The sequence below is a fragment of the Prevotella sp. Rep29 genome, from assembly GCF_019551475.1.
Lineage (GTDB): Bacteria > Bacteroidota > Bacteroidia > Bacteroidales > Bacteroidaceae > Prevotella.
Map to the genome: position 1 here is coordinate 236213 of NZ_CP047159.1, position 26010 is coordinate 262222.

The following is a 26010-nucleotide window of genomic DNA, read 5'->3' on the forward strand; positions in this document are numbered from 1 at the left end:
TCAGAAGACGAAGTAGTAGTGTGAAATGAAGAAACTATATATAGAGACGTATGGGTGCCAGATGAACGTGGCTGACTCGGAGGTGGTCGCCTCAGTCATGCAGATGGCTGGCTATGAGGTGACCGACCGTCTGGAAGATGCCGACGCCGTGTTCCTCAATACCTGTTCGGTGCGCGACAATGCTGAGCAGAAGATTTACCACCGCTTGGAAGCGTTGGATGCCGAGCGCAGGCGGAGAGAGGCTTCCCATGCGGAAAAAGGACAGGCTCCGGCTCTAATTGTCGGCGTCTTGGGCTGCATGGCTGAGCGAGTGAAAGAGCAACTTCTCCACGAACATAAAGCCGACCTTGTGGCAGGTCCCGATGCCTATCTGTCATTGCCCGACCTGATTGCACAGGCAGAGGCGGGATTCAAGGCAATGGACGTAGAACTGTCGGCGACGGAGACCTACCGCGACGTGCTGCCTCAACGTCTGCACGGACAGAAGACGGGCGGCTTCGTGAGCATCATGCGCGGCTGCAACAACTTCTGTCATTATTGCATCGTGCCCTACACCCGAGGCAGGGAACGCTCACGCGACGTGGACAGCATCCTCCGCGAAGTGCGCGACCTCGAAGGACGGGGATTTAAGGAAGTGACGCTGCTCGGACAGAACGTGAACAGCTACAGGGCGCTGGCGGAAGGACAGCCGGACGTCGCCTTCCCGCAGTTGCTGCGGAAGGTGGCTGAGCACACGTCGATGCGCGTGCGTTTCACCACCTCACATCCGAAAGACATGAGCGACAAGACACTGCATGTCATTGCCGACATGCCCAACGTGTGTCCGCATATCCATCTGCCCGTGCAGAGCGGCAGCGACCGCATCCTGAAGCTCATGAACCGTAAGTATGACCGCGCCTGGTACATGGAACGCATCCATGCCATCCGGACCATCATCCCCGACTGCTCCATCACGACCGATATCTTCGTCGGCTATCACAGCGAGACCGAAGAAGACCACCAGTTGTCGCTCTCACTGATGGAAGAAGTGCAGTACGACTCTGCCTTTATGTTCAAATACTCCGAGCGTCCCGGCACATACGCATCCAAACATCTGCCCGACGACGTCCCCGAAGAGGTGAAGCTGCAACGCCTCAGTCAGCTCATAGAACTGCAGACACGCATCTCTGCCGAGCAAAACAAAAAAGATGAGGGGAAGACGTTCGAAGTGCTGGTTGAGGGCTACAGCAAGCGTTCGCGCGAACAACTCTGCGGACGCACGCCGCAAAACAAGATGGTGGTCTTCGCAAAAGGCACGCACCACATCGGCGAACTGGTGCCCGTCCGTATCACAGACTCAACTTCGGCAACCCTGCTGGGCGAGCCGCTCAATGTGTAAAACCGATGAATCCGACAAATACCATTCCGCATATCGCAGGCGAAACGGAGAGAGACTCCTCTTCCATCCTGCTCATCAGCGACCTCGCCGGCTACGGGAAAGTGGCAACGGCAGCCATGTTGCCCATCCTTTCCTACATGGAGTATCAGGTGTTCAACCTGCCGACCATGCTGATTTCCAATACCTTCAGATATCCGAAATCCTGCTCGCTCGACACGACGGAGTATATCCAACAGGTGCTTCCCGTGTGGAAAGAACTGGGATTCCACTTCGATGCCATCGCCACAGGCTATATGGTCAGCGTCAGACAGGCACGAATCGTGGCAGACTATTGCAAGGAGCAGGCAGCACTGGGCACAGCCATCTATGTCGATCCCGTCATGGGCGACAGCGGAAAACTCTATAACGGTGTGACCGACGAGGCGGTGCGCGCCATGCGGGAGATGATTAGCGTGGCAGACCTCATCTATCCCAATTACACCGAGGCGTGCTATCTGACCGACACACCTTATAAAAAAGACGGTGTCACGGAACGCGAAATCCATGAACTTATCGACGGGCTGCGGAAAACGGGGGCACGGTCGGTCATCATCACCTCCCTGAAAATCAAGGACGAGCATTCAGGTCAACATGCAGGGAGCGCCGTGGCGGGTTATAATGCCGACAACGATGAATTCTTCCTGTTGCCCTATACGGAAATACCTACCGAACTGCCTGGCACGGGCGACATCTTCTCAGCCGTTCTCATCGCTCACCTGCTGCGTCGGGAACCGCTGCGGCAATGCACCCAAAAGGCGATGGATGCCGTCTATCAGCTCATAGAACTCAGCCGGGGACTGAAAGACAAGAACTGTGGCATACCGCTGGAAAACTATCTGCACGTTGTGAAATAGCCCTCATCCCTGCACACCCGCAGCTTTTTCTCTCGCAGGTCATGCAGATTTTCCGTTCCTCCCTTTTGTTGTTGGCGAATTGCAACCCACAACCGGCAGTTGCCAGGAACCAACAGTTACAATCCACCCGAACAAAGTTTAACTTCCGAAAACCAAATTCACTGAATTTACTCACCAAATTCACTGAATTTGGTCATCAATTTCACTGAATTTGCATTAAAAGCAGCGTGCTTGCTGTCCACAATTCTTAATTCTCATCGGGAGATTTCCTGAGGCGATGCATCGGCAAAGTCCTCGCAGCGTCTTTTTTGGCAGGGAGCCGTAAAAAACATTCCATCTTTTTGTAGCATTAAAAAAAATCCGTATCTTTGCATTTAAGCGTTGCGCGCTATGGCGCTTGCAGCGCAAGACATTGTGGGTTAAACATTAGCGTTGGCTATTATTCAAGATGTTCCGAAACTTGCAGGTAGAAAGAACAAATCTCTAAAATAATGGTAACGCCTACTGATATAGTGGGCGTTTTCCTGTTTTCGAGATTTAGGTTTCCTGCAAGTACCTGGAACATCAAACGGGGATTCGTCCACGTTTTGTGTCCAAAGGTACTTGCAGGAATCATTTTTGTTTGGTGGCGCGACGCATTATAAAACTATAATGCTACATGGCTAAATCATTGATTGAAGAGCTGCCCCGCATTGTGAGCGAGGGTAGGCGAGAGGCTGCCCAGATACTGGAGCGGCTGAGTAGTGGCACGCAGATTGGTCTGCAGACCAACGAACTGGTGCTGCCGAGTAAGGACGTAAGCGGACTGTTCAAGGGCAGTTCGCCGCAGATTCCCAATGCTTTCAACATGGCGGGAGGCAATGGTGACGGTTGGATGAACCGCCTTATCTATGGCGATAACCTCTTAGCGATGCAGGCTTTGCTTGCTGGCGATGCACAAACGGGCTTGCCCTCGCTTCGCGGAAAAGTCGATTTGATTTATATTGACCCGCCATTTGATTCAAAGGCAGACTATCGAACGAATATCACTTTACCTAATGGAACTGTTCAACAAAAGCCAACAGTATTAGAACAATTTGGTTATGTAGATTTATGGGAAGAGGGTACAATAAGTTATCTTAAATATTTGTATCCTCGGATATTATTGATGAAGGAATTACTTTCTGACACAGGACAATTATACATACAGATTGATTGGCATATTGGAGCATATATGAAAGTCGTTTTGGATGATATATTTGGCAAAAGCAATATGTTAAATGAAATTATCTGGCATTATCAAAGTGGAGGCATTCCAGAAAGCTGTTTTGCAAGAAAGCATGATACAATCTATTTATATAAGAAGGGTAATATCCATAAATTCAATGTTGATGGAGCTTCATTCCCAAGAAATATTTGTCAAGTTTGTGGCAACAAAACTGAGAAGTGGAATAATCTAAAAAAAGAAATTGATGCAGATGGTAGAGTCTATCGTACAATTAAATCAGCAGGTAAAATTTACAAATACTATGATGACGAACCTGTATTACTTTCAGATGTTTGGTATGATATAAGTCATATACAACAGAAGGATCCGCAAAGAACTGGGTATGCCACTCAAAAGCCCGAAGCCCTCCTCGAACGCATTATCAAAGCCTCGTCCAACGAAGGCGACCTTGTCTGCGACTTCTTTGGCGGCAGCGGTACAACGGCAGCCGTAGCCGAGCGATTGGGCAGGCGATGGATAACTTGCGACATCGGCAAGCCTGCATCGTTGGTGATGCGCAAGAGGTTTATTGACCAAGAGGTGAAGCCTTTCCTCTATCAGAGCATCGGCGACTATCAGAAGGAGGCGTTCCGCAACAACAAGCGCTATAAGCATGTGGGCGACTTGAGCCAAGTGGTGTTAGGACTGTATGGTGCGCTGCCCTTCACGCCAGAGCAGACCAACGACCGCAACTTCGGATATATAAAAGGTACACGAACGCTGGTGATGGTCGATTCGCCCAACCGACTGACAACAGCCGCTACGATTCGTCGTGCTGTCGAGGCTAAGGCCAGTCTGTTGGGCGGCGACTGGGAAAAGGTAGTCGTTTTAGGTTGGAACTTCGCCTTCGATATCTCGTCAGCCATTCAGAAGTATCAGGACTCGAATGTGGAGGTGCTGGTGATTCCGCCCGACCTGCTGGACAAGTTAGCCAAGAAAGGCTACAAGAAACTGATAGACGACCGAAGCGTGCGCTTCTCGTCATTACAGTATTTGACTGCAAAGACTACGATGATAAAGCAGACGGGTGAGAATGACGAGATTGATGTGGAACTGGAGAACTACGTGTTGCTGTCGCCCGATAATATCCCGTTGGACGATAAGGACAAGGCGAAATTGCAACAGGTGTTGGAGCGCGACCCGCTCTCGCTAATAGAATACTGGAGCATTGACCCCGATTATGACGGTGCGACCTTCCGCTCAACGTGGCAGGACTATCGGGAGAATGTGGATAACGACAACGACCCGTTGCACTGTGTCTATAAGACGAGGCTGAGAGTGCCACACAAGACCAGTCGCCAACTGTGCGTGAAGGCAGTAGATGTGTTTGGTTTTGAGAGTCAGGTGGTGTTAAATGTGGAATGGATGTAACGGGAGAGATTTATAGGATATGGCAACAAACGGAATGAATGTTTCGCTGGAATTAGCCAAGCGCCTCAGCGAGACGGTTAATGCAGCATGGGAGAGTGGCGAACTGATGGAGCAGGTAACTCCGACTACGCAGGAACTGCTGAAGTTTTGGTTCTCGGAAGAATATTGCTCACTACGCAATCGGAACTTCCATGCAGGACAACGACAGGCTATCCTCAACATCGTGTATCTGCACGAGGTGATGGACGTAAAGAATGTGCTGGACTATTACGAGCAGGTAACGCCCGACCTGATGCCGATAGTCGATTTAGGCACCTTGGGACAGAAGAAATATCAGATGCCTAAATATGCCGTGAAGATGGCAACGGGAACGGGCAAGACGTGGGTGATGCATGCCCTGCTGCTGTGGCAGATGTTGAATGCAAGAAGAGAAGCCTCCCCCACCACCTCCGAAGGAGGGAAGATGCGATTCCGTTTCACGAAGAACTTTTTGATTGTAGCACCTGGACTCATTGTATATGACCGTCTGCTGGATGCCTTCTGCGGACGGATGGAGCGTGACAAGGAAGAGCGTAATATCGAAACGAACGACTTCTATCTGAATCAGGAAGTATTCATTCCTGTGCATTATCGGCAAGAGGTGTTTTCGTTTATCCAGAACAATGTGGTGACGAAAGAAGAAGGAATCGGACGTAAGACAACAGGCGACGGACTGATTGCCTTGACGAACTGGCATTTGTTTGAAAACCAGATTGCGGATGAACCGAATGAATCACAGCTAAAGGATATTCCAGCTATGATTAACGAACTGCTACCGATTCGGCCTGGCAAAGCTGCTGGAAATGACTTAGGTATGTTGGACCGCCGCTATCTGCGAGGCTCGGAACTGGAATATCTGGCTGAGTTGGACGACATCATGGTAATCAACGACGAGGCTCATCATATCCACGAGTTGAAACGCAATGGAGAAATTGAGGAGGTGGAATGGCAGAAGGGCCTGAATGCCATTGCGGAGAAGAAAGGAGAACGATTCTTCCAGATAGACTTCTCAGCTACGCCATACGACCAACGAGGGGCGGGAAAGAAAGTGCAGAAGTGCTTCTTCCCGCATATCATCGTTGACTTTGACTTGGCAACAGCCATGCGCAAAGGATTGGTAAAGACGCTGTTGCTCGACCGCCGCCAGGAACTGACAGAACTGAAAGACTTGGACTATAAGGCCGTGCGTGATGAGCGCAACAAGGTTTGCGACCTGAGCGACGGGCAGCGGTTGATGCTTCGTGCCGGAATCGCTAAGTTGAAGAAACTGGAAACGGAGTTTACGGCTGTCGATGAAAAGAAGAATCCGAAGATGCTCGTCATCTGTGAAGACACGTCGGTTGCACCATACGTGAACCAACTGATGCTGGACGAGGGCATGATGCAGGATGAGGTCGTAACCATTGACAGTAACGCTAAAGGAGAAGTGACGGAAGAGGAATGGAAAGAAACCAAGAAAAAGCTCTTCGATATAGACAAATACCAAAAGCCCAAAGTGATTGTCTCTGTCTTGATGTTACGAGAAGGCTTCGATGTGAACAATATCTGCGTTATTGTGCCGTTGCGTTCTTCGGAGGCTCCCATCCTGCTGGAGCAGATTATCGGGCGTGGTCTTCGCCTGATGTGGCGAGAACCGGAATATCAGAGCATCAAGGAGGATGACCGCAAGCGCGTGTTGCAACTCCATAGTCAGCCAGACACCTATATTGATATGTTGAGCATTATTGAGCATCCGGCATTCATCCAATTCTATGAAGAACTGTTCGCACAAGGACTGGCAGTGGAAGAGACGGGTGAGACTGGTGCGGAAAGTGCTACGGGCGACATCATCAAAGTGGGATTGCGGGAGAACTTTGGGCAGTTCGACTTCGAATGGCCCATCATCGTGAGAGAAGCTGAAGAGGAGTTGGAAGATGTGGAGATAGACATCAATGCGCTGCAACCCTTCACGGCGTTCCCGTTGGAACGGCTTCGGCAGTTCTTGGCGCAGGATGGCGAGGTGTTTATCTCTCAGGAAGCAATTTCAAAGACGCAGTTTGGACGGTACAAGGTAACAGCCAATCTATTCACGGCAACAAGTTATAATGAGTTTCTGCAGAAACTGTTGCGCACCATTACGCTGAGATTCGACCGCATCAGTTCGCATCGCGAAATGCCAGTGCCCAACCTTCAGATTAACGGAGCAAGGACGATAGCTGTCGTGGATCAGTATATCCGCACCCGGTTGTTTGGTCAGGTGTTCAACCCCTTTAATGGTAGCGACTGGAAGATCCTGCTCTCGAAAGATGCCATCGTTACCAAACACATCATTGAAGAAATGGCACATGCCGTCTTCAATCTCCAAAATCATATCATGACAACAGATGCACAGGTTGTTCATACTCGTTTCTCGTCGGTGCCGGAAGTCAAAATGAGAGAATCTTTCTCGATGGAAACGCACAAAACCATCTATGAACGACAGGGCTATCCCTCACATGGCGGCGGATTGGAAAGGGCGTTTATCGAATTTCTGGACAAAGATGGGGAGGTGGAACGCTTCTTGAAAATCAGTGAGAATATGCATCCGTTTGCAGTCATCTATTACATGCGTAGTGACGGACTCATGGCGACCTATCATCCCGACTTTATTGTCGCAACTGAGGAGAAAGTGTATCTGATTGAAACGAAAGGAAATGACAAACTGTTCGATAAGAATGTGCGGCAAAAGCAAACTGCTGCAGTAGAGTGGGTGCGGAAAATCAATGAGTTGAAACCAGAAGAACGGATGAGCCGTGAATGGGAGTATGTGCTCATCGGCGAGGACCATTTCTATGGACTTGCTTCCGGTGGCGCTTCATTGGTGGAGATTTGTGATCGGTGCAAAGTTTCGCTTTCGGTTGCTACGGGCGAACTTTTTACATGATTCTATTTCTGATAAGATTTTGTCTGACGTAGATGCCCGCGACTTCTACAGATATTGCACGAGCAGTTTCCAGACGGCGATGATGTGGCAGACGGAGCCTGCAAGGACGAAGAAGTGGAAGATGGTGTGGTTGTGGTTGATGCGGCGCAGGCTGTAGAAGAATGCGCCGGTGATGTAAAACACGCCTTCGGCGATGATCCAGGAGACGGAAACCATGCCCACACATGCGATGAGCGGCTTGAATGCCACGAGTACGGACAGTCCCATCAAAACGAAACAGGTGGTTTCCATATTGCTGTGTGCCTTGAGTTTCGTCAGGCTGACAATCGTTCCGACAATGGCGCAGAGCCACACGAACACGAACAGTCCCCATCCCCAATAGCCTTGGTCGCGCAAAGCCGTCAGCGTGATGGGCGAATAGGAACCGGCGATGTGCCAATAGATGGCGGCGTGGTCCCATTTGCGTAGGCGATCTTTCCACACGCTCCGGGCATTTGCCGCATGATAGATGGTTGAAGCAAGATACGACATGAGCATACCGAAGAGATAGAGAATCACTCCAGCGGTCATCCAACCGTCGCCCTGACGGGCACACCAAATCAGGAATATCGTTCCGAACACGATGCCCAACACCACGCCCCCTGCATGGCTGAGCGAATTCCAGACCTCTTCTTTCCGGCTCTGTACCTTTTTCATGCGGGCAAAGATATAACAAAATTCCGATGAAACCGACATTTTTTCGCGAAAAAGCGGTGGATTGTTTGTATTTCTTTTTATCTTTGTCGTGCTTTCGCGAGCCATGAAATAGTTTTCAGATGACATTGGTTATTGTTATACAGTTGTTGATTGTGCTTGCCTTGATATTTATCGGGGCACGGACGGGTGGTATCGGACTGGGCATCTACGGCATGCTGGGTGTCTTTATCCTGGTGTTTGTCTTCGGTCTGCAGCCGGGCAAAGTGCCTATCGATGTGATGCTCATCATCGTTTCTGTGATTACGGCGACGGCGATGTTGGAGGCTGCCGGCGGATTGGACTATCTGGTTCAGGTTGCCGCGCGTTTCCTCCGAAAGCATCCTGAGCATATCACCTATTATGGTCCGCTGACGACGTGGCTCTTTTGTCTGGTGGCAGGCACGGCACACACCTCTTATTCGTTGCTGCCGATTATCTCGGAGATAGCCACGAACAACAAGATTCGTCCCGAGCGCCCGATGACCGTTGCGACGATTGCCGCCTCACTGGGTATTACGGGCAGTCCGATGTCTGCCGCGACGGCTGCGCTTATCAGCAACGACCTGCTGGGCGCTCAGGGAATCGAGCTGAAAGATATTCTGCTCATTTGTATTCCTGCTTCGTTCATCGCCATTCTCGTGGCAGCGTTCGTGCAGAATTTCGTGGGCAAGGAGCTGGAGGACGACCCTGAGTATCAGCGCCGGGTGCGTGAAGGACTGATTGTTTCCGAAGAGGAAGGAGCGTCTGTTCAAAAAGCGTCTTATGACAAGCGTGCGAAGTATTCCGTGTTTGCCTTTCTGGCAGGCGTGGTGCTGGTGGTGCTGTTCGGTTCTGTTCCGTCGTTGCGCCCGTCGTTCGAGGTCAATGGCGTACCGGAGCGTCTGTCGATGACGGACACGATAGAGATGGTGATGATGTCGGTGGCGGTGCTCATTCTGCTCGTCTCTCGCGCCAATGTGGGGAAAGCCGTCAGTGGCAACATCTTCCAGGCAGGTATGGTGGCGGTGGTAGCCATTTTCGGTATTGCGTGGATGGGCGACACGTTCTTTACGGGCAATATGGAGTTTTTCCGAACGCAGATATCCCATATCGTCACGCAGTATCCTTATCTCTTCTCCGTTGCCTTGTTCCTGATGAGCATCATGCTCTTCTCACAGGCGGCAGCCGTGCGCACCCTCTATCCGCTGGGCATCGCACTGGGCATCAGTCCGTTGGCACTCATCGCCATGTTCCCGGCAGTCAACGGCTACTTCTTCATTCCCAACTATCCCACGGAGGTGGCAGCCATCAATTTCGACCGCACGGGAACGACGCGCATCGGCAAATATGTGCTCAACCATTCGTTCCAGCTTGCAGGCTTCATCACCACCATTGTCAGCATCGGACTCGGCTACGTGATAACGCTCTTTTATTGAGATAGTGATAAGAAAATAGAATGTTTGTTTAACAAATATGTTAAAAAACTAAAACGGGGGGGTAAAAGTAAGAATTTTTTATCGCTCGGTTGTTTTTTTGTTATACCTTTGCACCGCATTTTTTAAACAACACACATTAAATTAAAATAGAATAGAAATGAAAGTAAAGTATTTGAAACCAGAGTCAAGTGTGCTGCCAATGCAGACGGAGTCATATCTTGCAGGCACGAAAAACCAAGGTGCTTCAACCGAGACTCCCACTGAAGGTGGAGGCATCGGTGGTAAAGAAGAACCTGCAAAGTCAACGGTTTGGAACGATGACGATTTAGATAATCGATTAAATGAGTGGGAGGATTGGAATAAGATGTGAGTATAAATCATAACGAAAGTAGATATGTTGAAAAGATTTGGAATGTTTCTTCTGTGCCTTTCCGCCTTATGGGCATGCACAGACGATGACGTAACAGTCGTAGAACAGAACGACCTCGACCGCATGGTGGAAATCACCATCAATGCGGGAGTGGACGCAGAAGGTTCTACCCGTACGTTTATAGCTGCTTCCGGAGATAACTTCTGGAAAGTGGGCGACAGCATCGGTGTTTGGGTGCTCAATGATGCGGGGAGTGTGGTAACCGGTCCTCAGCCCTACAAGTTCAAAGTGACAGAAGTGAAGTCCGACCAAACCAAATGCACCTTGCAGGGAAAGGTGCCGGCGCAATATGAGAACAACCGCCTTGCAGCCATCTATCCTTATCAGGCAGATGCTACGCTGGAGAAGGTGGACAAGTTTAACGTACCATGCGTAATGAAAGATGGGTATTTTGATTGTATAGATGATGAGAATTATAAGTATCTTCTTACGGCAAACGTTCCGACTGTCCAAAAAGCAGTAAAAGGCAGTTATGATCCGGAGGCGTATATCTCTATCGCTGTAATGAATGAAGTTGGCACTGACTTGAATTTTAGGAATGCTTGCACATTAATCAAATTCACGGCGCCATCGAATACGGGAAAGACCATTACGTCAGTGAAGTTTGAGAGTCGCAACGAAACAGAATTGGATGAGCAAGTCAACGATTTGACAGGTCGTTTTGAAATTGCCTATTGTCCAACAGAATATGGATACTCCCCTGCAGGTTATAATGCACCTAATGCAGAGATGAAAAATTTCCTTCTTGTTGCAAATATGAAGCCCGTTGGGGCGAATACTAAATCGGTGACATTGGAAGCTCCGGAAGGTTTTGAGCCTGGTGCGACCTATTACATGGTGGTAAAAAGTTTTATATCAAATTATGAAATGTCAACGACACTTCCAGAAACAGGAGGAGGAAATTGGGTAGATCCTCAAGTGGATGGTGTTATTTTTTATTCAACGGCTGTACCAAATCCTCTTAGAGCTTATGATGAAAACGACCGAATTATCAATTATACAATGTCCGAGTCTCCTACTCCTTTAGATGATATAACTGTTAATGTAAGTAAAGGTTATCCGTTACTTAAGAGTGGACATATTCTTTATTTTACAGCATCCGACGGAACGGTTTGTACACGCAAATTTAAGGCTTCAAGCACTGTTGAAACGACAGAGGAAACTCTCAGAGCAGTCAAACCAAGTGAACTTGTTGAAGGAGAAGTTAACTATTGGTATTGGGTGACGAGGAAAACAATTACTACCACTTCCGGTCTTAACTTCGAGCGCAACACTTATAAGCCTTTGACGTTTGCGGACAATTCGTCGAACTGGTCGGGTAAGTTTCAGTAAACGTATTGGAAGTAGATAATAGACAATAATAACAAAGTGCGCCGCAAGTCACTCTCGACTTGCGGCGCACTTGATTTTGTGTATTATTCCACGAGGGAGAAGTCGAGTTGCCGCTTCTCTAAGTTGGCACGTTCCACACGGATGCGGATGGGGTCGCCCAGCTGATACTTGTGGTGATGGCGCCGCCCGATGAGGCAATAGTTCTTCTCGTCGAAGTCGTAGTAGTCGTCGTCGAGTTCGCGCATGGCTACCATGCCTTCGCAGTGGTTCTCGTCAATCTCGCAGTAGATGCCGTATGACTGTATGCCACTGATGTGTGCGTCGAACTCTTCTCCAATCTTGTCGCCCATGAACTCCACCATCTTGTATTTGATGGAGTCGCGCTCGGCGTTGGCTGCCAGTTGTTCCATGTCGCTGGAGTGCATGCACTGGTCTTCGTAATACTTCTGATTGGCAGACTTCCCGCCGTTCTGGTAGTGGGTGAGCAGCCGGTGCACCATGGTGTCGGGATAGCGACGGATGGGCGATGTGAAGTGTGTGTAGTAGTCGAATGCCAGTCCGTAGTGTCCGATGTTGTGAGTGGAATATTTCGCTTTCATCATGGCGCGCAGGGCAACGGTCTCGATAAGTTTCTGCTCGTTGCGTCCCTGGCAGGCGTCCATCAGTGCGTTCAGGCTTCTGGAGACGGCTCCGCGCGTGCCTGCCGTCTTGAGTCGGTAGCCGAACGGTGCGATAAATTCGCGCAGGTTCTCGAGCTTCGTCGGGTCTGGTTGGTCGTGTATGCGGTAGGGCAGTGTCTTTGCTTTGACGCCCTTGCGCACTTTTCCGATGCTCTCTGCTACCGTGCGGTTGGCAAGGAGCATAAACTCTTCGATGAGTTTGTTGGCATCTTTCGATTTCTTGAAGTAGCAGCGGATGGGTTTTCCCTTCTCATCCACGTCGAAATGGAGCTCTTCCGAGTCGAAGTTGACGGCACCGTTCTCGAATCTGCGTTTGCGGAGCTGCTTCGCCAGGCGGTCGAGCATGCAGAGTTCTTCGGCAAATTCGCCCGTATAGGGGTGCTTCTTCGTGGGCAGGGGAGCGGGTTCGCCCGTGCCGTCGATGACGCCGTTCTGTTCGAGAATCGCCTGTGCCTCTTCGTAGGCGAATCGTCGGTTGCTCTTGATGATGGTGTGTGCGAGGTGCCATTTCTTGATGTTGGCTTCCTCGTCCATCTCGAAGATGACGCTGTAGCAGAGTTTCTCTTCATCGGGGCGCAGTGAACAGATGAAGTTGCACAACCGCTCGGGCAGCATGGGGATGGTGCGATCGACGAGATAAACACTTGTAGCACGCTTTTGTGCCTCCTTGTCGATGATGTCGTTCTCCTTGACATAGTGCGAAACGTCGGCTATGTGGACGCCCACCTCATAGAGGTTGCTGTCGGGAATGGCGCGGAACGAGAGCGCATCGTCAAAGTCTTTCGCATCCTTCGGGTCGATGGTGAAGGTGGTGACATCGCGGAAGTCCTCCCGCTCGGCGATATCCTGCGGGGTGATGTCTGCCTTGATGTGGTTGGCAGCCTCTTCCACCTCTTTCGGATATTTGTAGGGGAGGTTGTATTGTGCGAGGATGGCGTGCATCTCGGTGTTGTTCTCACCGCTCTTTCCGAGTATGTCAACGACCTCTCCGACGATGTTCTTCGACTCTTTCGAGGGCCATTGCGTGATGCGTACGACGGCTTTCTCGCCGGTTTTTCCGCCTTTGAGTTTCTTCTTGGGAATCATAATGTCGTGTGTAAACACGTTGCTCTCGGTCACGAGGAAGGCGAAGTCCTGCTCCACCTGCAGCGTGCCTACGAACTGGTCGCGCGCTCTCTCGAGAATGTCGGTCACCATCGCCTCCTTGATGTGGTTGCGACGGCGCGCCATGAGTGCCACGCGCACACGGTCACCGTCGAAGGCGAACTGCGAGTTGCGTTCGGACACGAAGATGGGCTTGTCCTGTCCGTCGGGGATGAACGAGTTCTTGCCGTTCGCCTTCCGGCGGAAGATGCCCTCCTGCACCTGTCCTTTCATGTTCAGGCGGTAGGCGCTGTTGCCCTTTTTGCTGAGGAAGTCGTCCCACGCCATGTCGTCCATGATGCTGATTGCCATCATGCGCTGCGGGTGGGTGTCTATGTTGAGGGCACGGAAGATTTGTTTCGTAGAGAATACCTCGTTGGGTTGCGTCTGGAAGAAGCCTGCCAGTGCGTCGGTCAGTTGTCGTTTGTTGGGGCGTTTGCCTCCTTTTTTGTGTTTAGCCATATCTTTTTTTATTTAATGTAGAGTGATGTTATTTCGTTTTACGGTTCTCTTTTCCTCGCGTCACAGCAGCCGGCAGAGCTCGTCGAACCGACTGATGGCAGTGAGCCGCTCATGCTCGATGGGCTCGGCATGCTCGTGTTGCCAGGTGATGGCATGGGGAATGTGGATGGCGTGGCAACCTGCTTGTATTGCCGGACGGATGTCGCTCTTGATAGAATTGCCTATCATGACGGTCTCTGCGGGCTTCGCACCGAACAGTTTGCAAAGCCGTCCGTAGGCTTGCGGTGTCTTGTCCGACACGATGATGAGGTCGTCGAACATGTCGGCAAGTCCCGAGCGGAGGAACTTCTGCTCTTGCTCCAATTGGTCGCCCTTCGTGAAGACCACCATCGTGTAGCGTCCCTTTCCCCTTATCTCCCGCAGCGTCTCAGCCACATGCGGCAGTGGTTGGGCTGTCATTCGCAGGAGCGAGCGTCCCAAGGCGATGATTTCCTCCGTCTCGCGGGCGCTGATGCGGTAGTTGCTGACACGCAGCGCGTTTTCAACGAGTGAGATGACGAATGCCTTCGAGCCATAGCCCAGTTCCTCCATGTTGCCCATCTCCACGCTGAAGAGTGCATCGCCAATCTCCCCACGCTCGCCATAGTGAGCCAGCAGGTCGCAGTAGCGCTCGCTCACCTCGTCAAAGAAGCATTGGCAATCCCAAAGTGTGTCGTCGGCATCGAATGCCAACAGTTTGATGTCGCTCAGTTGTTCCATCCCGTGGTGGTTGTGTATATTTATACAAACAAACGCATTTGAATGATTGAAAAATGCAGTTTATTTTTGGCAAAGATACGATAAATAATTGACAAATTTCACACCTTATATTTTTTTAGCAAACTATCGTTTTCCAAAAGTGCCACTTTTGCACTCCAAAAGTTCCCCTTTCAGCTCCTAAAAGTGCCACTTTTGCAAGCTAAAAGTGGCACTTTTGGAAACACCTTTTTAACGTCTTGATTTACAAGAGTTTACAAAAGCGATTTTCTTGCCTCTCCTCATTGGTTTCCGAAGAAGGAGAGGTTGGTTTTTGTCGTTGCCGGGAATGAATACACTACGCTGTTTTCATCCTCGTTTTTTATGCATCTTTCTGTAAGTTTATACATTTTTAGGATTGTCCACCCCGCGGCTTTTCCTGGCACATTACGCCTTGTTGAATTTCTCTTTGCTCTGCTTGCAGCGAGGGCAGCGCCAGTCGTCGGGCAGGTCTTCGAAAGCCACACCGTCGTGCTCGGCAGGGTCATAAACGTAGCCACAGACGGAGCAGACGTACTTGCCGCTGGCCTCCTGCTTGGAGAAATCGACCTCGGTGAGAACTGTCGGCACAGGGTTGTCGAGGTCGATCACGCGCTTGGCTTCCAGATTCTCATAGCCCTGTGGGGTGTGGGTGCCCATATAGACAGTGGGCTGGTTGCGGACGAACTCGCGCACACGGTCCATTGTCTCGCGGGCAGCCGCCAGGTCGTCGAAGACCACCGAGAGTTTGTTCTCATACAGGGCTTCGTCCACGTAGGTGATGTCGGCTTGGAACATGTAGAACAGCCCCTCGTTCTCTGCAATCACGAGGCTGTTGCCGTTAGTGTGTCCCTTTGCCTTGATAAAGTATATGCCATCGAGAATCTTCTGACTTTCAGGGAAGTTGTGATAAGGACCGTCGGTGAAATGTACGGGAATAAGATTCGGAATGTCCTTCAGTTCTGCCACGCCGATTTCATCGGCATTCACGTAAATCTCCGCATTGGGGAAGGAGCGGAGCTCGCCGCTGTGGTCGCTGTGCTTGTGGGTGAGGAGAATCTTCGTCACCTGCTCGGGTCTGTAGCCCAGTGCAGCGAGGGCATCCATATAGTCGCAGATGTTTTTTCCTATATAAGCGACTGCCTGTTCGTCCACTACTTCTTCAGGGAATCCGGCAGGCAGACCGGTATCCACCAGGACAACCTCCTTGCCGGTGTCAATCAGGTAGTTCTGGAGACTGCCACGATAGCGGATGTTCTTGTCAAACTTGTCAATGCCTTCCTCTCCACCGAAGGCGAAAGGCTGGGTGTAGAACCCGTCGCGTCTGAATTTTACTGCTTTAATTTCCATAGTTGTCAGTTTTTGTTAAGAATAATATTTGGATACAAAGATACAAGAAATTATTGACATTTGTACTATCTGAAATGATATAAAACATGTCTGAAATGATACAAATTCAAAAACTTTTCGTAACTTTATGAAAAGAATTCATGAAGTTACTGCGTCTCGGGAAAAGAAATAAATGGATTTATTTCATTTTCCTCTCGATTTTTCGTAACTTTGTCGCACTGAAAGGCGGTGGACTTTTTCGCAAGGTCTCATAGTTCAATGGATAGAACAAGTCTCTCCTAAAGATTAGATCGGGGTTCGATTCCCCGTGAGACCGCATTGATTATAGTAGGGGGTAAGTTCTTTTTATCATTCATTTTAGTGTTATGTTGGGAGCAATCATTGGAGATATTGTCGGTTCTCGGTTTGAGTTTAGCAGACCGCCACAGGGAGCATTCGATTTGTTCACGCCAGAATGTTTCTTTACGGACGACACGGTGTGTACCATCGCCATTGCCGATGCCATCTTGCATGGGCGCGGCTATCAGGAGAGCCTGCGCGACTGGTGTGGGCGCTATCCGGATGTAGGCTATGGAGGAGGGTTCTGGGCTTGGCTGCAAAGCAGCAATCCGGTACCTTACAACAGTTGTGGCAATGGTTCTGCCATGCGCGTGAGTAGCGTGGGATGGCTGTTCGACGATTTCGAGGAAGTGTTGGAGGAAGCAAAGAAAAGTGCTGAGATGACCCATAACCATCCGGAGGGCATAAAGGGAGCACAGTGTGTGGCGGCTTCCATCTTCAGGTTGCGCACCTGCCAACTCTCCAAGGAGTCGCTGATTCGGCATGTGGAGAAACGTTTCGACTACGAAATCCTCTCGTTGAACGACGTCTATCGCATCGGTGCCACCGGTCATTTTGATGCCCTGTGTCAGGAAACGGTGCCCATGGCTATCCGCTGTTTTGTGGAGTCGGTGGATTTTGAAGACGCTATCCGCTTGTCGGTGATGGCTGGTGGCGATGCGGACACGAAGACCGATATCACCGGAGCATTGGCAGAGGCTTACTACGAGATTCCGGGAGAGATTATCAATCAGGCATACACTTATCTGCCGGAGGAGATGCTCAGCATCTTGCATGAGTTCTACGAAAAGGTGGAGGAGAATATTGGCAGGTGATTGACCGCGTTGTCCTTAGCCAATCGGGTGGGGCAATGAGATTCCAAGTGAAACTTAAGGTAAAAAAACAACCGACCGCACCATGAATTTCATGATGCGGTCGGTTGCTATATTATATATAATAATGTGTATTATGCTTTGGCAAGTTTCTTCTCATCTTCTTCGATGGTTTTGCGTCCCAGTGTCAGGTAAGCCACCGGTGCAGCGATGAAGATGGATGACAACGTACCGAAGACAACGCCCAGAATCATGGCGAACGAGAAGCTGCGGATGCTGTCGCCGCCAAGGAAGAAGATACAGAGCAACACAATCAACGTAGAGAGTGAGGTGTTGACTGTACGTGCAAGCGTCTGGTTCAACGAGTCATTGAACAGTGTGCGCTTGTCACGCTTCTTGAAGAGACCGAGATTCTCGCGGATACGGTCGAATACCACCACCTTGTCGTTAATCGAGTAACCGATTACGGTCAGGATGGCACCGATGAAGGTCTGGTCTATCTCGAGCGAGAAGGGAACGACACCCCACAATGCCGAGTAGAAGCCTACTACGATAAGCGTATCGAGCGCCAGTGCCACCAGCGAACCTACGGAGAATGCCACGTTGCGGAAACGCAACAGGATGTAGAGGAAGATGGCGATGAGTGCCACGATGACCGAAATGATGGCTTTGTTCGTCACGTCGCGTGCGATGCTCGGACCGACTTTCGTGCTGCTGATGATAGAACCACCCTTGCGGTCGTCTGGATCCTTGAATGTCTTCAAGTCTTTCTGAGTCACCAGTCCTGCCTTGCTGAGGGCGTTGAAGAGTTTCTGCTCTGCCTCGTCGTCAACGGTCAGGCTGTTGGATTCAATCTTATAGTTGGTGGAAACACGGATGGTATGTCCGTCGGTTCCAAGTGCCAGCGCATTGGCTGAGTAGCCTTGGAACTCAGTTGTCAGAGCCTTGTTCACATCCTCGGGCTGTACAGGTTTTTCAAACTTCAGCACGTAGTTGCGACCTCCGGTGAAGTCGATGCTCTTGCTGAGTCCGCGAATAGCGAAGAAACCAATGAATACAATCGCTGCAATCGCCCAGATGGTGAAGGTGGTGCGGTATTTGCTCATGAAGTCAACTCGCATATTCTGCAGGAAGTTGCGAGAGATAGGTGTGGTGAATGTGAGGTTCAGCCACTTGTCTTTCTTCATGCGGTTCTCATAAACGAGACGTGTGAGGAACACAGCGGTGAAGAATGAGCAGCAGATACCGATGATGAGCGTGATGGCAAATCCGCGTACCGGACCTGTTCCGATGACTGCCAAGATGATACCTGTAATGATAGAGGTCAGGTTGGAGTCGAAGATAGCGGAGAATGCGTTCGAATAGCCGGATTGCAGTGCCTGTTTGACGTTCTTTCCTGCCTTGAGCTCTTCTTTTGTTCGTTCATAGATAAGCACGTTCGCATCGACTGCCATACCCAGTGTGAGCACAATACCGGCGATACCAGGCATGGTGAGTGCCGACTGGAACGATGCCATGATACCCATCGTGAAGAACAGGTTCATCAGCAGGGCGCTGTTGGCTATCATGCCAGGGATGAATCCGTACATCATGATCATGTAGATCATCAGCAGGACAAATGCCACGATGAACGACATGATACCCTGACGGATGGACTGTGCTCCGAGAGACGGACCGACAACCTCTTCCTGAACGATGCGTACGGGAGCTTTCATACGACCGGACTTCAGCGTGTTTGCCAAGTCTTTCGTGTCTTCAATGGTGAAGCTACCGCTGATTTCAGAGCTACCGCCACTGATTTCTCCGTTGACGCGCGGTGCACTGTAAACTACGCCGTCAAGTACGATGGCGATGGCTTTGCCGACATTCACGCGGGTGAGCTGTGCCCAGCGGCGTGCACCGTCGTCGTTCATTGTCATGTTCACGCTCGGCTTGCCAGTAAACTGGTTGAACTCGTCGCGTGCTGATTCTACTACGTCGCCTTCCAGCGGTGCACGTCCGTCGCCTGTGGTGACTTTCAGTGCATAGAGTTCGAAGATGCGTTTGTTGTTCTTAATGAGGTCCGACGGCTTGGCACTCCAGTAAAGTTTCAAGTCGGTAGGCAGAATCTGCTTAGCCAGTTCAGAATTCAGAATCTTATTGATTTCCGCCGTGTCACGCATGTTTGCCAGACCCACGATAGCGAGCTGTCCCTCCATCGGCTGGAGCATGGCAAGCAATGGGTTGCGCTTCTTGGCTTCAGCCATCTGCTCTTCAGAACTTTGCTGCACCTTTTCGGTAGCCTTCTTGTCTTTCAGCGCGAGGCTCACCTGTGTGGTGTCTGCCTGAGCAGCCTTGGTCGTGTCTTTCGCTTCGGTAGGTTCTTCGTTTCCGAGCAGACGCTGGTCTAACTGGCTGAGATACGGAATAATCTCGTTGGAACTGAACGTCTCCCAGAATTCGAGATTGGCGCTACCTTGCAACAGTTTGCGCATACGCTCCGGGTCTTTCACACCAGGCATTTCCACCATGATGCGTCCTTCCTGACCTTCCAGCATCTGGATGTTTGGCTGAACGACACCGAACTGGTCGATACGGTTGGTGATGACGTTCTTGGCGTCTTTCACAGCATCGCTGACCTTCTCGCGGAGAATCTTCTCCACTTCAGCGTCAGTGCTGGTTGTCTTCACTTCGGAAAGTTGCTGTGTGGCGAAAATCTCTGCCAGCTTGTGTCCTGGCGCATTTCGCTGATAAGCTTTGATGAAAAGTGAGATGAAGTCACTCTGTGTCTGTTCCTCTTCGGCACGCGCTTCCTTCATGGCTTTCAGGAAGGCAGGGTCTTTCTTGTGTCCGGACAGGTTGTCCACCAAGTCGGGTACGGACACTTCGAGGATAACGTTCATACCGCCTTTGAGGTCGAGTCCAAGACCTACCTGTGTCTCCAGACATTTCTGGTAAGAATAGATGCCCAGATACTTCACAGAGTCCTTATAGTCCTGCTGTGCGATGGGGTCTTTAATCTTGGCTGCCTGTTTGTCGTAATAGCTTGTGGCAACTGAGAACGACAGGTAGAAGATACTTGCAAGCGTCAGTAAGACGGCAGTAATGATTACAATTCCTTTGTTTTGCATTTTGTTTATATGATTTTAATTGATATCAATTTGCATTAATAGCGTGCAAAGATAATGATTTTTTCAGATTTCGAGAAATTTCTTTCGTTTTATTATTGATTTTTTTATGGTTTTCCCCGCTTTTTCAGCCAACAAACCACTGGATAGTGGTCGGAAATGCTCACACTCTTATCCACCATGCAGCCGTATGGTTGCCAGTCTTTACTGCAGAAAATGTAGTCGATGCGGGCGTGCATGCCGTTCCGAATGTAAGTGAATCCCAGACCATTGCCGCTTGCCACGAAACAGTCGGTAAGGTGCTTGGAAATGGTGTGGTGCGTATAGGAAATGGGGGTGTCGTTGAAATCGCCACAGACGATGGCGCTTTTCCCGCGATACTCGTCCAGGAATTGGCTGATGGCTTCTATCTGCGGGGCACGTTTCTTTGCTGCTTTTGCCATTTTCTTCAGCAAGATTTTTGTTTTATCCACAGTGCTCTTGTTGTCCATCTTTCCTTTTGTTATCTGATTGAAGTCTTCCCGGTCTTCCATTGAGAGGCTGTTCGTCTCCAGATGGTTGTTGATGACAATGACCGTGTCGCTGTCGATATTGAGCAGATATGCCATGCTCATATTGCCGGTGGAAGTGTATTTGATGCGTTTCTTCGCAATGATGGGGTGTTTGCTGAAAAGCATCATGACCTCAGAGGCATTTTCCATTTTCGTAGAGTCGCGATAAGGGTATATGCTCATTGCCTGACGCAGCTTGTTGCTGCCCATCTCGTTGGTCTCTGCCTCTTGCAGGCAGATGATGTCGGCATCGCTGTTATGGAGGTATTCGAGAATAGGGTTGGGCTCATCTTTCTTGACATCCCATGGAGCAAACAGATATACATTGTACGAGATGACTTTGAGGCTTCCGTCGGGAGGGACTTGCTGGAAATTGAGGGGCAGATAGTCGCGGATGGGCGGCAGACACAACAGAAGTCCAATCACGGGAATCAGGATTCCTTTCAGCTTGAAGATGACCCAAAAGAGCAAAAAAATCAAGTTGACAATGACAAAGAACGGAAACAACAAGCCGAGGATGGAAATGGTGGGATAGTCTTGCGGATGGAAAAGGCTGGAATAGCCGGAAATCATCATGACGATGACGGCAACGATGTTGATGCCGGCAATCACTTTTAAGGTAAAAGATTTCAGCTTTCCAATCATGAATTTTCAGTACCTTAGTTTTTTTTGCTGCAATCGAAAAGTTTCTTCTTCTCTTCGTCAGTTAGACTGTCATATCCACTTTTTCTGATTTTGTCGAGGATGATATCTATTTCGTCCTGCTCCCTTTTCTTCTGGTTGTATGGTTGTTGCCGTGGAGTTTCGTCTCTTACGGGTTCCTCGCGCTTAGGCTCCTCGACGGGTCTGCTCTTCCGTTGTTCCCAATTCTTTCGCATCTTGTCGAAGAAGGCTTGCCCGTTGCCTATGCCGAAATCTTCGTTGGCATAAGGATGTTTACGCCAATATCTGATGAGCAGGAAGCCGAAAAGCATACCACCGAGGTGAGCGAAATGTGCCACCTGGCTGTTGGAGGTGCCCAGTGCGGAGAACAGCTCGATTACTACATAGAACATGACAAACCATTTGGCTTTGATGGGGATGGGCAGCGGGAAGATGAAGATGCGTTCTTCGGGAAACAACATACCGAAAGCCAGAAGGATGGCATAGACGGCACCCGATGCGCCGACCGTCGTCCAGGCGTTGAGCATCTGCGCATCTGCGGGGCTGAGCGAGAAGAGTTCTGCGAAGCTGACATTGGTTTGCATCATATAAAGATGGGCAAACTGTGAGATTTCTTGCATGAGTCCCGCTCCGACACCACATATTATATAATATATAAGAAACCGTTTCGGTCCCCATACTCTTTCCACTACGCAGCCGAACATCCAAAGTGCGAACATGTTGAAGAAGATATGCTCGAAGTTCGCATGCATAAACATGTAAGTGAATAGTTGATAAATGTGAAAGTCGGACGCAAGGAAAAAATGCAGTCCGAAGATGTTGTTCAGGTCAACACCCCTGCCGTTGAACACCAAAGAGGCTATAAAAGCCAGCAGGTTGATGATGAGCAGGTTCTTTGTTATTGTTGGAATGCTACGCATAATAAAACTTTATTTTTACCATGCAAAAGTAGTAAAAATATTTGTGAATTGGCATAAAATAAGGGTTTATAGGACTTTTTTTTATGAAAAACATCAAATTTTTTGGTATTTTGTTTGTTTTATCGGCGAAAACTCCTATATTTGCGAAAGATTTTTAAAATTATTGTTTCATTTAAATTAATATTAAAGTTATGAACAAGACTCAATTAATCGACAAGATTGCAGCTAACTCAGGTTTGACAAAGGCTGATTCTAAGAAAGCTTTGGACGCTACGCTCAAGGCAGTGAAAGAAACTCTTAAGAAAGGTGACAAGCTGGCATTGGTTGGCTTTGGTACTTTCAGTGTTACAAAACGCCCGAAGCGTCAGGGTATCAACCCGCTGACAAAGCAGAAGGTTACTATCCCTGCTAAGAAGGTTGTTAAGTTCAAGGCTGGTGCTGATTTGGCAGGTGCTGTTAAATAAGCCACTTTTGTCTGAAAAAATGGAAGGGAACTCACACGAGTTCCCTTTTTTCGTGAAAACGGGAAACAGAAAAGGAGACTGTCTCTGTCAGCCTCCTTTCTGATACGTTGTTGTCCAAGGCGGATTCGAACCACCACAAACAGAACCAAAACCTGTTGTGCTACCATTACACCATTGGACAATACCGTCGTAAAGTGGGTGCAAAGGTAGTGGTTTTCCACGCCACTACCAAATTTTTGCAGTGAATTTTTATTTCACCGTCACCAGATAATAGTTTTTCTTGCCCCTCTGCACGAGCAGGTATTTGCCGTCGATGAGGTCGTCGGCGGTGACGGGGCGGTCGAATGCTTCGAGCTTCTCTTTGTTCAGGCTGACGCCGCCACCTTGCACGAGTTTTCTCATTTCGCCTTTGCTGGCAAACACTTTCACGTCGTCGCGGGCGAAGAGTTCGATGGCAGGCTGTCCGAGTTCGCTCTTTGGCAGCTGGAACTGCGGCACACCTTCGAAGATGTCGAGGAACGTCTGCTCGTCAAGTCTCTGGAGACTTTCTTTGGTGGACTTCCCGAACAGGATGTTCGATGCTTCAATTGCCATGTCGAGGTCTTCCTTCGAGTGAACCATCGTGGTGACTTCCTCTGCGAGCCGTTTCTGCAGCATGCGGCGTCCGGGGTCGGTCTTGTGTTCCTCTACGAGTGCGTCGATGACGTCTTTTTCCAGTGAGGTGAATATCTTGATGTAGCGTTCAGCGTCGTCGTCGCTTACGTTCAGCCAGAACTGGTAGAACTTATAAGGTGACGTGCGCTTCGGGTCGAGCCAGATATTGCCGGTCTCGGTCTTTCCGAATTTCTTTCCGTCGGCTTTGGTGATGAGCGGACAGGTGAGGGCGTATGCCTCTGTCTCGCTGCCCAGTGTGCGGCGGATGAGCTCCGTTCCGGTGGTCATGTTGCCCCATTGGTCGTTGCCACCGAGTTGCAGGCGGCAGCCCTTATGCTGGTAGAGATAGAGGAAGTCGTAGCCTTGCAGCAGCTGGTAGGTAAACTCGGTGAACGACAGTCCGTCGTGTGCCGTTCCGTTGAGTCGTTGCTGCACACTGTCTTTCGCCATCATATAGTTGACGGTGATGTGCTTCCCGACCTCACGTGCAAAATCCAGGAAGGTGAAGTCCTTCATCCAGTCGTAGTTGTTGACCATCTCGGCAGCATTTTCCTCTTTGCTTTCGAAGTCGAGGAACTTGGCAACTTGTTTCTTGATGGCTTCCTGGTTGTGGTAGAGGGTGTCGGCATCAAGCAGGTTGCGTTCCTGGCTTTTCCCCGAAGGGTCGCCAATCATACCCGTTGCTCCGCCTACCAGGATAATGGGTTTGTGTCCGCAGCGTTGCAGGTGTCGGAGCATCATGATGCCGCAGAGGTGTCCGATGTGGAGTGAGTCGGCGGTCGGGTCTGTTCCGAGGTAAGCCGTTACCATCTCTTTCTGGAGAAACTCTTCCGTTCCAGGCATGATTTGTGCCAGCATACCGCGCCAGCGAAGTTCTTCTACAAAATTCTTTCTCATCGAATAATCATCGTGTTAATATTATTAATATGGTTGTCGGGGCCCTGAGTCGTTCAGGAAACTTACGGCACCGGGTCGTAACCGCTGCCACCCCATGGGTTGCATCTCAGTATTCTCTTGACGGCGAGCCACATCCCCTTGAAGGGTCCGTGTTTCTTGATGGCTTCCCGTGCATATTCCGAGCAGGTGGGTGTGAATCGGCAGGAGGGTGGTGTGAACGGGCTGATGCACTTCTGGTAAAAGCGTATGGGCTGCAGTAGTATCCATCCCAAGGCTTTTGACAGTTGTCTCCATAAGTATCGCAACATGTTCATAGTTTCTCGCTGACTCTTTCCAGAAGGTTGATGATTCGTTGTTCTACCTCGCTACTGCGGAACGGTTGTTTCTCGAGCCAGATGAAGGCGAGTGCCATTCCCGAGTTCGCGTCGAGTTTTTCCAGGATGAGGTGCTTGTTCTTTCGATAGGCTTCCCGCATCTGTCTTTTCACGCGGTTGCGGTCAACGGCATGCCTGAGGTTCCGTTTCGGGGCACTGACAAGGATTTTTGCTGCCACGTCTCCCGGTTGTCTGTCTGTCTGAAGATAGACGAGTCTGACGGGGTATGCTGTCATTGAGCGACTGTTGCCGCCGTCGAAGAGCTTTTCTATCAGTATTCTGCTCGAAATGCGCTCTTCCGCTGTCAGTGTAAGAGCTTTGGCAGACATGTCTTATTTCTTTTTTTCGAGAAACGCTTTCAGTGCACCTGTCATGGACGGTTGTTCGGGAGTGGGTGCCTGAAGGTCGAGCCGCAGTCCGTTGTCGGTCACTTCTTTCGCCGTTGACGGTCCGAATGCGGCAATCTTGATGTCGCCCTGCTTGAATTTCGGGAAGTTTTTCATCAGGGCTTTGATACCCGTGGGACTGAAAAATATCATCATGTCGTAGTCGAATGCTTTCTTCTCTTCCGGGGTGAAGTCGTTGCTGACCGTGCGATACATGATGCATTCCTTGTGCTGCAACTTTTTGGCGTCGAGAAGTTCTGTCACGCTGTTGTTGTGCACGTCGCTCAGTGGCACGAGGTATTTCTCTGTCTTATGTTTGACCATCGTCGGAACCAGGTCGGCAATTTTGCCTGTTGTTCCGAAGAATACTTTGCGCTTTCTGTATTGGATGTATTTCTGAATGTAGAGTGCAATTTGTTCCGTCACGCAGAAATATTTCATGTCTTCGGGAATGGTGACGCGCAACTCTTTTGCAAGCGTGAAATAGTTGTCGATGGCATGACGGGAGGTGAACACTACCGCTGTGTAGTCCAGCAGGTTGATTCGCTGCTGGCGGAACTCCTTGGATGTCAGACCCTCAACTTTGATGAACGGACGGAAAACCAGTTCTACGTCCAAATCCTTTGCGATGTCGAAGTAGGGCGACTTTTCGCTTGTTGGCTGTGGCTGTGAAACTAAAATCTTCTTAATCAT

Annotated in this window: 20 protein-coding genes and 2 tRNA genes; 10 read left to right on the forward strand and 12 right to left on the reverse strand. The window is 49.9% G+C overall.

Annotated elements, in window-relative coordinates; all coding sequences use genetic code 11:
- Window positions 1–25: 25 nt before the first annotated feature.
- From miaB to GRF55_RS01030, 4 genes are all read left to right on the forward strand, one after another.
- Window positions 26–1378, forward strand: coding sequence for a tRNA (N6-isopentenyl adenosine(37)-C2)-methylthiotransferase MiaB (gene miaB / locus GRF55_RS01015; protein WP_220368724.1), 1353 nt, complete (start codon window positions 26–28; stop codon window positions 1376–1378).
- Between the two features lie 5 nt (window positions 1379–1383).
- On the forward strand, window positions 1384–2271 hold the full coding sequence (locus tag GRF55_RS01020) for a pyridoxamine kinase (RefSeq protein WP_220368725.1): 888 nt from the start codon (window positions 1384–1386) through the stop codon (window positions 2269–2271).
- A 658-nt stretch (window positions 2272–2929) separates the two neighbouring features.
- Window positions 2930–4888 carry a site-specific DNA-methyltransferase gene (locus GRF55_RS01025; protein WP_220368726.1) on the forward strand — a complete coding sequence of 653 codons (1959 nt, stop codon included), beginning with the start codon at window positions 2930–2932 and terminating at the stop codon, window positions 4886–4888.
- Between the two features lie 19 nt (window positions 4889–4907).
- Window positions 4908–7829, forward strand: coding sequence for a DEAD/DEAH box helicase family protein (locus GRF55_RS01030; RefSeq protein ID WP_255563808.1), 2922 nt, complete (start codon window positions 4908–4910; stop codon window positions 7827–7829).
- A 45-nt stretch (window positions 7830–7874) separates the two neighbouring features.
- Here the strand turns inward: GRF55_RS01030 and GRF55_RS01035 are convergent, their stop codons facing one another.
- Window positions 7875–8525 carry a hemolysin III family protein gene (locus GRF55_RS01035; RefSeq protein WP_220368727.1) on the reverse strand — a complete coding sequence of 217 codons (651 nt, stop codon included), beginning with the start codon at window positions 8523–8525 and terminating at the stop codon, window positions 7875–7877.
- A 119-nt stretch (window positions 8526–8644) separates the two neighbouring features.
- Here GRF55_RS01035 and GRF55_RS01040 point away from each other — a divergent pair, with 119 nt between their 5' ends.
- The 3 genes from GRF55_RS01040 (at window position 8645) to GRF55_RS01050 (ending at window position 11741) form a co-directional block, all read left to right on the forward strand.
- The gene (locus tag GRF55_RS01040; RefSeq protein ID WP_220368728.1) at window positions 8645–9979 is read left to right on the forward strand and encodes an anaerobic C4-dicarboxylate transporter family protein; all 1335 of its coding nucleotides are present in this window, start codon (window positions 8645–8647) and stop codon (window positions 9977–9979) included.
- A 157-nt stretch (window positions 9980–10136) separates the two neighbouring features.
- The gene (locus GRF55_RS01045; RefSeq protein WP_220368729.1) at window positions 10137–10349 is read left to right on the forward strand and encodes a hypothetical protein; all 213 of its coding nucleotides are present in this window, start codon (window positions 10137–10139) and stop codon (window positions 10347–10349) included.
- A gap of 24 nt (window positions 10350–10373) precedes the next feature.
- Window positions 10374–11741 carry a fimbrillin family protein gene (locus GRF55_RS01050; protein WP_220368730.1) on the forward strand — a complete coding sequence of 456 codons (1368 nt, stop codon included), beginning with the start codon at window positions 10374–10376 and terminating at the stop codon, window positions 11739–11741.
- 83 nt (window positions 11742–11824) lie between these two features.
- Here GRF55_RS01050 and rnr read toward each other — a convergent pair whose 3' ends face one another.
- The 3 genes from rnr to GRF55_RS11790 form a co-directional block, all read right to left on the reverse strand.
- A complete protein-coding gene (rnr, locus tag GRF55_RS01055) occupies window positions 11825–14026 on the reverse strand; it encodes a ribonuclease R (RefSeq protein ID WP_220368731.1) in 2202 nt (733 codons plus the stop codon).
- Window positions 14027–14086: 60 nt separating this feature from the next.
- Window positions 14087–14785: an HAD family hydrolase gene (locus tag GRF55_RS01060; protein WP_220368732.1), complete on the reverse strand. Its 699-nt coding sequence runs from the start codon at window positions 14783–14785 to the stop codon at window positions 14087–14089.
- Window positions 14786–15208: 423 nt separating this feature from the next.
- A complete protein-coding gene (locus GRF55_RS11790) occupies window positions 15209–16150 on the reverse strand; it encodes an MBL fold metallo-hydrolase (RefSeq protein WP_220368733.1) in 942 nt (313 codons plus the stop codon).
- Between the two features lie 244 nt (window positions 16151–16394).
- Here GRF55_RS11790 and GRF55_RS01070 point away from each other — a divergent pair.
- Window positions 16395–16466: transfer RNA gene (locus GRF55_RS01070), tRNA-Arg, on the forward strand.
- Between the two features lie 49 nt (window positions 16467–16515).
- Window positions 16516–17304: an ADP-ribosylglycohydrolase family protein gene (locus GRF55_RS01075; RefSeq protein WP_220368734.1), complete on the forward strand. Its 789-nt coding sequence runs from the start codon at window positions 16516–16518 to the stop codon at window positions 17302–17304.
- Between the two features lie 131 nt (window positions 17305–17435).
- On the opposite strand, the gene secDF is transcribed toward GRF55_RS01075, so the two are convergent.
- From secDF to GRF55_RS01090, 3 genes are all read right to left on the reverse strand, one after another.
- A complete protein-coding gene (secDF, locus tag GRF55_RS01080) occupies window positions 17436–20411 on the reverse strand; it encodes a protein translocase subunit SecDF (RefSeq protein WP_220368735.1) in 2976 nt (991 codons plus the stop codon).
- A 104-nt stretch (window positions 20412–20515) separates the two neighbouring features.
- Window positions 20516–21604 carry an endonuclease/exonuclease/phosphatase family protein gene (locus GRF55_RS01085; protein WP_220368736.1) on the reverse strand — a complete coding sequence of 363 codons (1089 nt, stop codon included), beginning with the start codon at window positions 21602–21604 and terminating at the stop codon, window positions 20516–20518.
- A 14-nt stretch (window positions 21605–21618) separates the two neighbouring features.
- A complete protein-coding gene (locus tag GRF55_RS01090; protein ID WP_220368737.1) occupies window positions 21619–22542 on the reverse strand; it encodes a rhomboid family intramembrane serine protease in 924 nt (307 codons plus the stop codon).
- Between the two features lie 191 nt (window positions 22543–22733).
- Between GRF55_RS01090 and GRF55_RS01095 the strand changes: the two genes are divergently transcribed.
- Window positions 22734–23006, forward strand: coding sequence for an HU family DNA-binding protein (locus tag GRF55_RS01095; RefSeq protein ID WP_220368738.1), 273 nt, complete (start codon window positions 22734–22736; stop codon window positions 23004–23006).
- 110 nt (window positions 23007–23116) lie between these two features.
- Here GRF55_RS01095 and GRF55_RS01100 read toward each other — a convergent pair.
- The 5 genes from GRF55_RS01100 to GRF55_RS01120 all read right to left on the reverse strand — a co-directional run bounded on the left by GRF55_RS01100 (window position 23117) and on the right by GRF55_RS01120 (window position 26010).
- A tRNA-Gln gene (locus tag GRF55_RS01100) sits at window positions 23117–23187 on the reverse strand.
- Between the two features lie 68 nt (window positions 23188–23255).
- Entirely contained in the window at window positions 23256–24557 is a 1302-nt protein-coding gene (gene tyrS, locus GRF55_RS01105) for a tyrosine--tRNA ligase (protein ID WP_220368739.1), read from the reverse strand.
- Between the two features lie 62 nt (window positions 24558–24619).
- Window positions 24620–24871 (reverse strand): membrane protein insertion efficiency factor YidD, encoded by a 252-nt coding sequence (gene yidD, locus GRF55_RS01110; protein ID WP_220368740.1) that lies wholly within the window; start codon window positions 24869–24871, stop codon window positions 24620–24622.
- Window positions 24868–25260: a ribonuclease P protein component gene (locus tag GRF55_RS01115; RefSeq protein ID WP_220368741.1), complete on the reverse strand. Its 393-nt coding sequence runs from the start codon at window positions 25258–25260 to the stop codon at window positions 24868–24870. The genes yidD and GRF55_RS01115 overlap by 4 nt, the downstream gene beginning before the upstream one ends.
- A 3-nt stretch (window positions 25261–25263) precedes the next feature.
- A complete protein-coding gene (locus tag GRF55_RS01120) occupies window positions 25264–26010 on the reverse strand; it encodes a uroporphyrinogen-III synthase (protein WP_220368742.1) in 747 nt (248 codons plus the stop codon).

Coding starts and splice junctions, on each gene's coding strand:
- GRF55_RS01040 (WP_220368728.1), top strand. CDS start 8,645: ATGACATTGGTTATTGTTATACAGTTGTTGATTGTGCTTGCCTTGATA.
- GRF55_RS01020 (WP_220368725.1), top strand. CDS start 1,384: ATGAATCCGACAAATACCATTCCGCATATCGCAGGCGAAACGGAGAGA.
- GRF55_RS01035 (WP_220368727.1), bottom strand. CDS start 8,525: ATGAAAAAGGTACAGAGCCGGAAAGAAGAGGTCTGGAATTCGCTCAGC.
- GRF55_RS01075 (WP_220368734.1), top strand. CDS start 16,516: ATGTTGGGAGCAATCATTGGAGATATTGTCGGTTCTCGGTTTGAGTTT.
- GRF55_RS01085 (WP_220368736.1), bottom strand. CDS start 21,604: ATGATTGGAAAGCTGAAATCTTTTACCTTAAAAGTGATTGCCGGCATC.
- GRF55_RS01060 (WP_220368732.1), bottom strand. CDS start 14,785: ATGGAACAACTGAGCGACATCAAACTGTTGGCATTCGATGCCGACGAC.
- GRF55_RS01045 (WP_220368729.1), top strand. CDS start 10,137: ATGAAAGTAAAGTATTTGAAACCAGAGTCAAGTGTGCTGCCAATGCAG.
- GRF55_RS01095 (WP_220368738.1), top strand. CDS start 22,734: ATGAACAAGACTCAATTAATCGACAAGATTGCAGCTAACTCAGGTTTG.
- GRF55_RS01050 (WP_220368730.1), top strand. CDS start 10,374: ATGTTGAAAAGATTTGGAATGTTTCTTCTGTGCCTTTCCGCCTTATGG.
- GRF55_RS01090 (WP_220368737.1), bottom strand. CDS start 22,542: ATGCGTAGCATTCCAACAATAACAAAGAACCTGCTCATCATCAACCTG.
- secDF (WP_220368735.1), bottom strand. CDS start 20,411: ATGCAAAACAAAGGAATTGTAATCATTACTGCCGTCTTACTGACGCTT.
- tyrS (WP_220368739.1), bottom strand. CDS start 24,557: ATGAGAAAGAATTTTGTAGAAGAACTTCGCTGGCGCGGTATGCTGGCA.
- GRF55_RS01115 (WP_220368741.1), bottom strand. CDS start 25,260: ATGTCTGCCAAAGCTCTTACACTGACAGCGGAAGAGCGCATTTCGAGC.
- GRF55_RS01120 (WP_220368742.1), bottom strand. CDS start 26,010: ATGATTAAGAAGATTTTAGTTTCACAGCCACAGCCAACAAGCGAAAAG.
- yidD (WP_220368740.1), bottom strand. CDS start 24,871: ATGAACATGTTGCGATACTTATGGAGACAACTGTCAAAAGCCTTGGGA.
- GRF55_RS01025 (WP_220368726.1), top strand. CDS start 2,930: ATGGCTAAATCATTGATTGAAGAGCTGCCCCGCATTGTGAGCGAGGGT.
- GRF55_RS01030 (WP_255563808.1), top strand. CDS start 4,908: ATGGCAACAAACGGAATGAATGTTTCGCTGGAATTAGCCAAGCGCCTC.
- rnr (WP_220368731.1), bottom strand. CDS start 14,026: ATGGCTAAACACAAAAAAGGAGGCAAACGCCCCAACAAACGACAACTG.
- GRF55_RS11790 (WP_220368733.1), bottom strand. CDS start 16,150: ATGGAAATTAAAGCAGTAAAATTCAGACGCGACGGGTTCTACACCCAG.
- miaB (WP_220368724.1), top strand. CDS start 26: ATGAAGAAACTATATATAGAGACGTATGGGTGCCAGATGAACGTGGCT.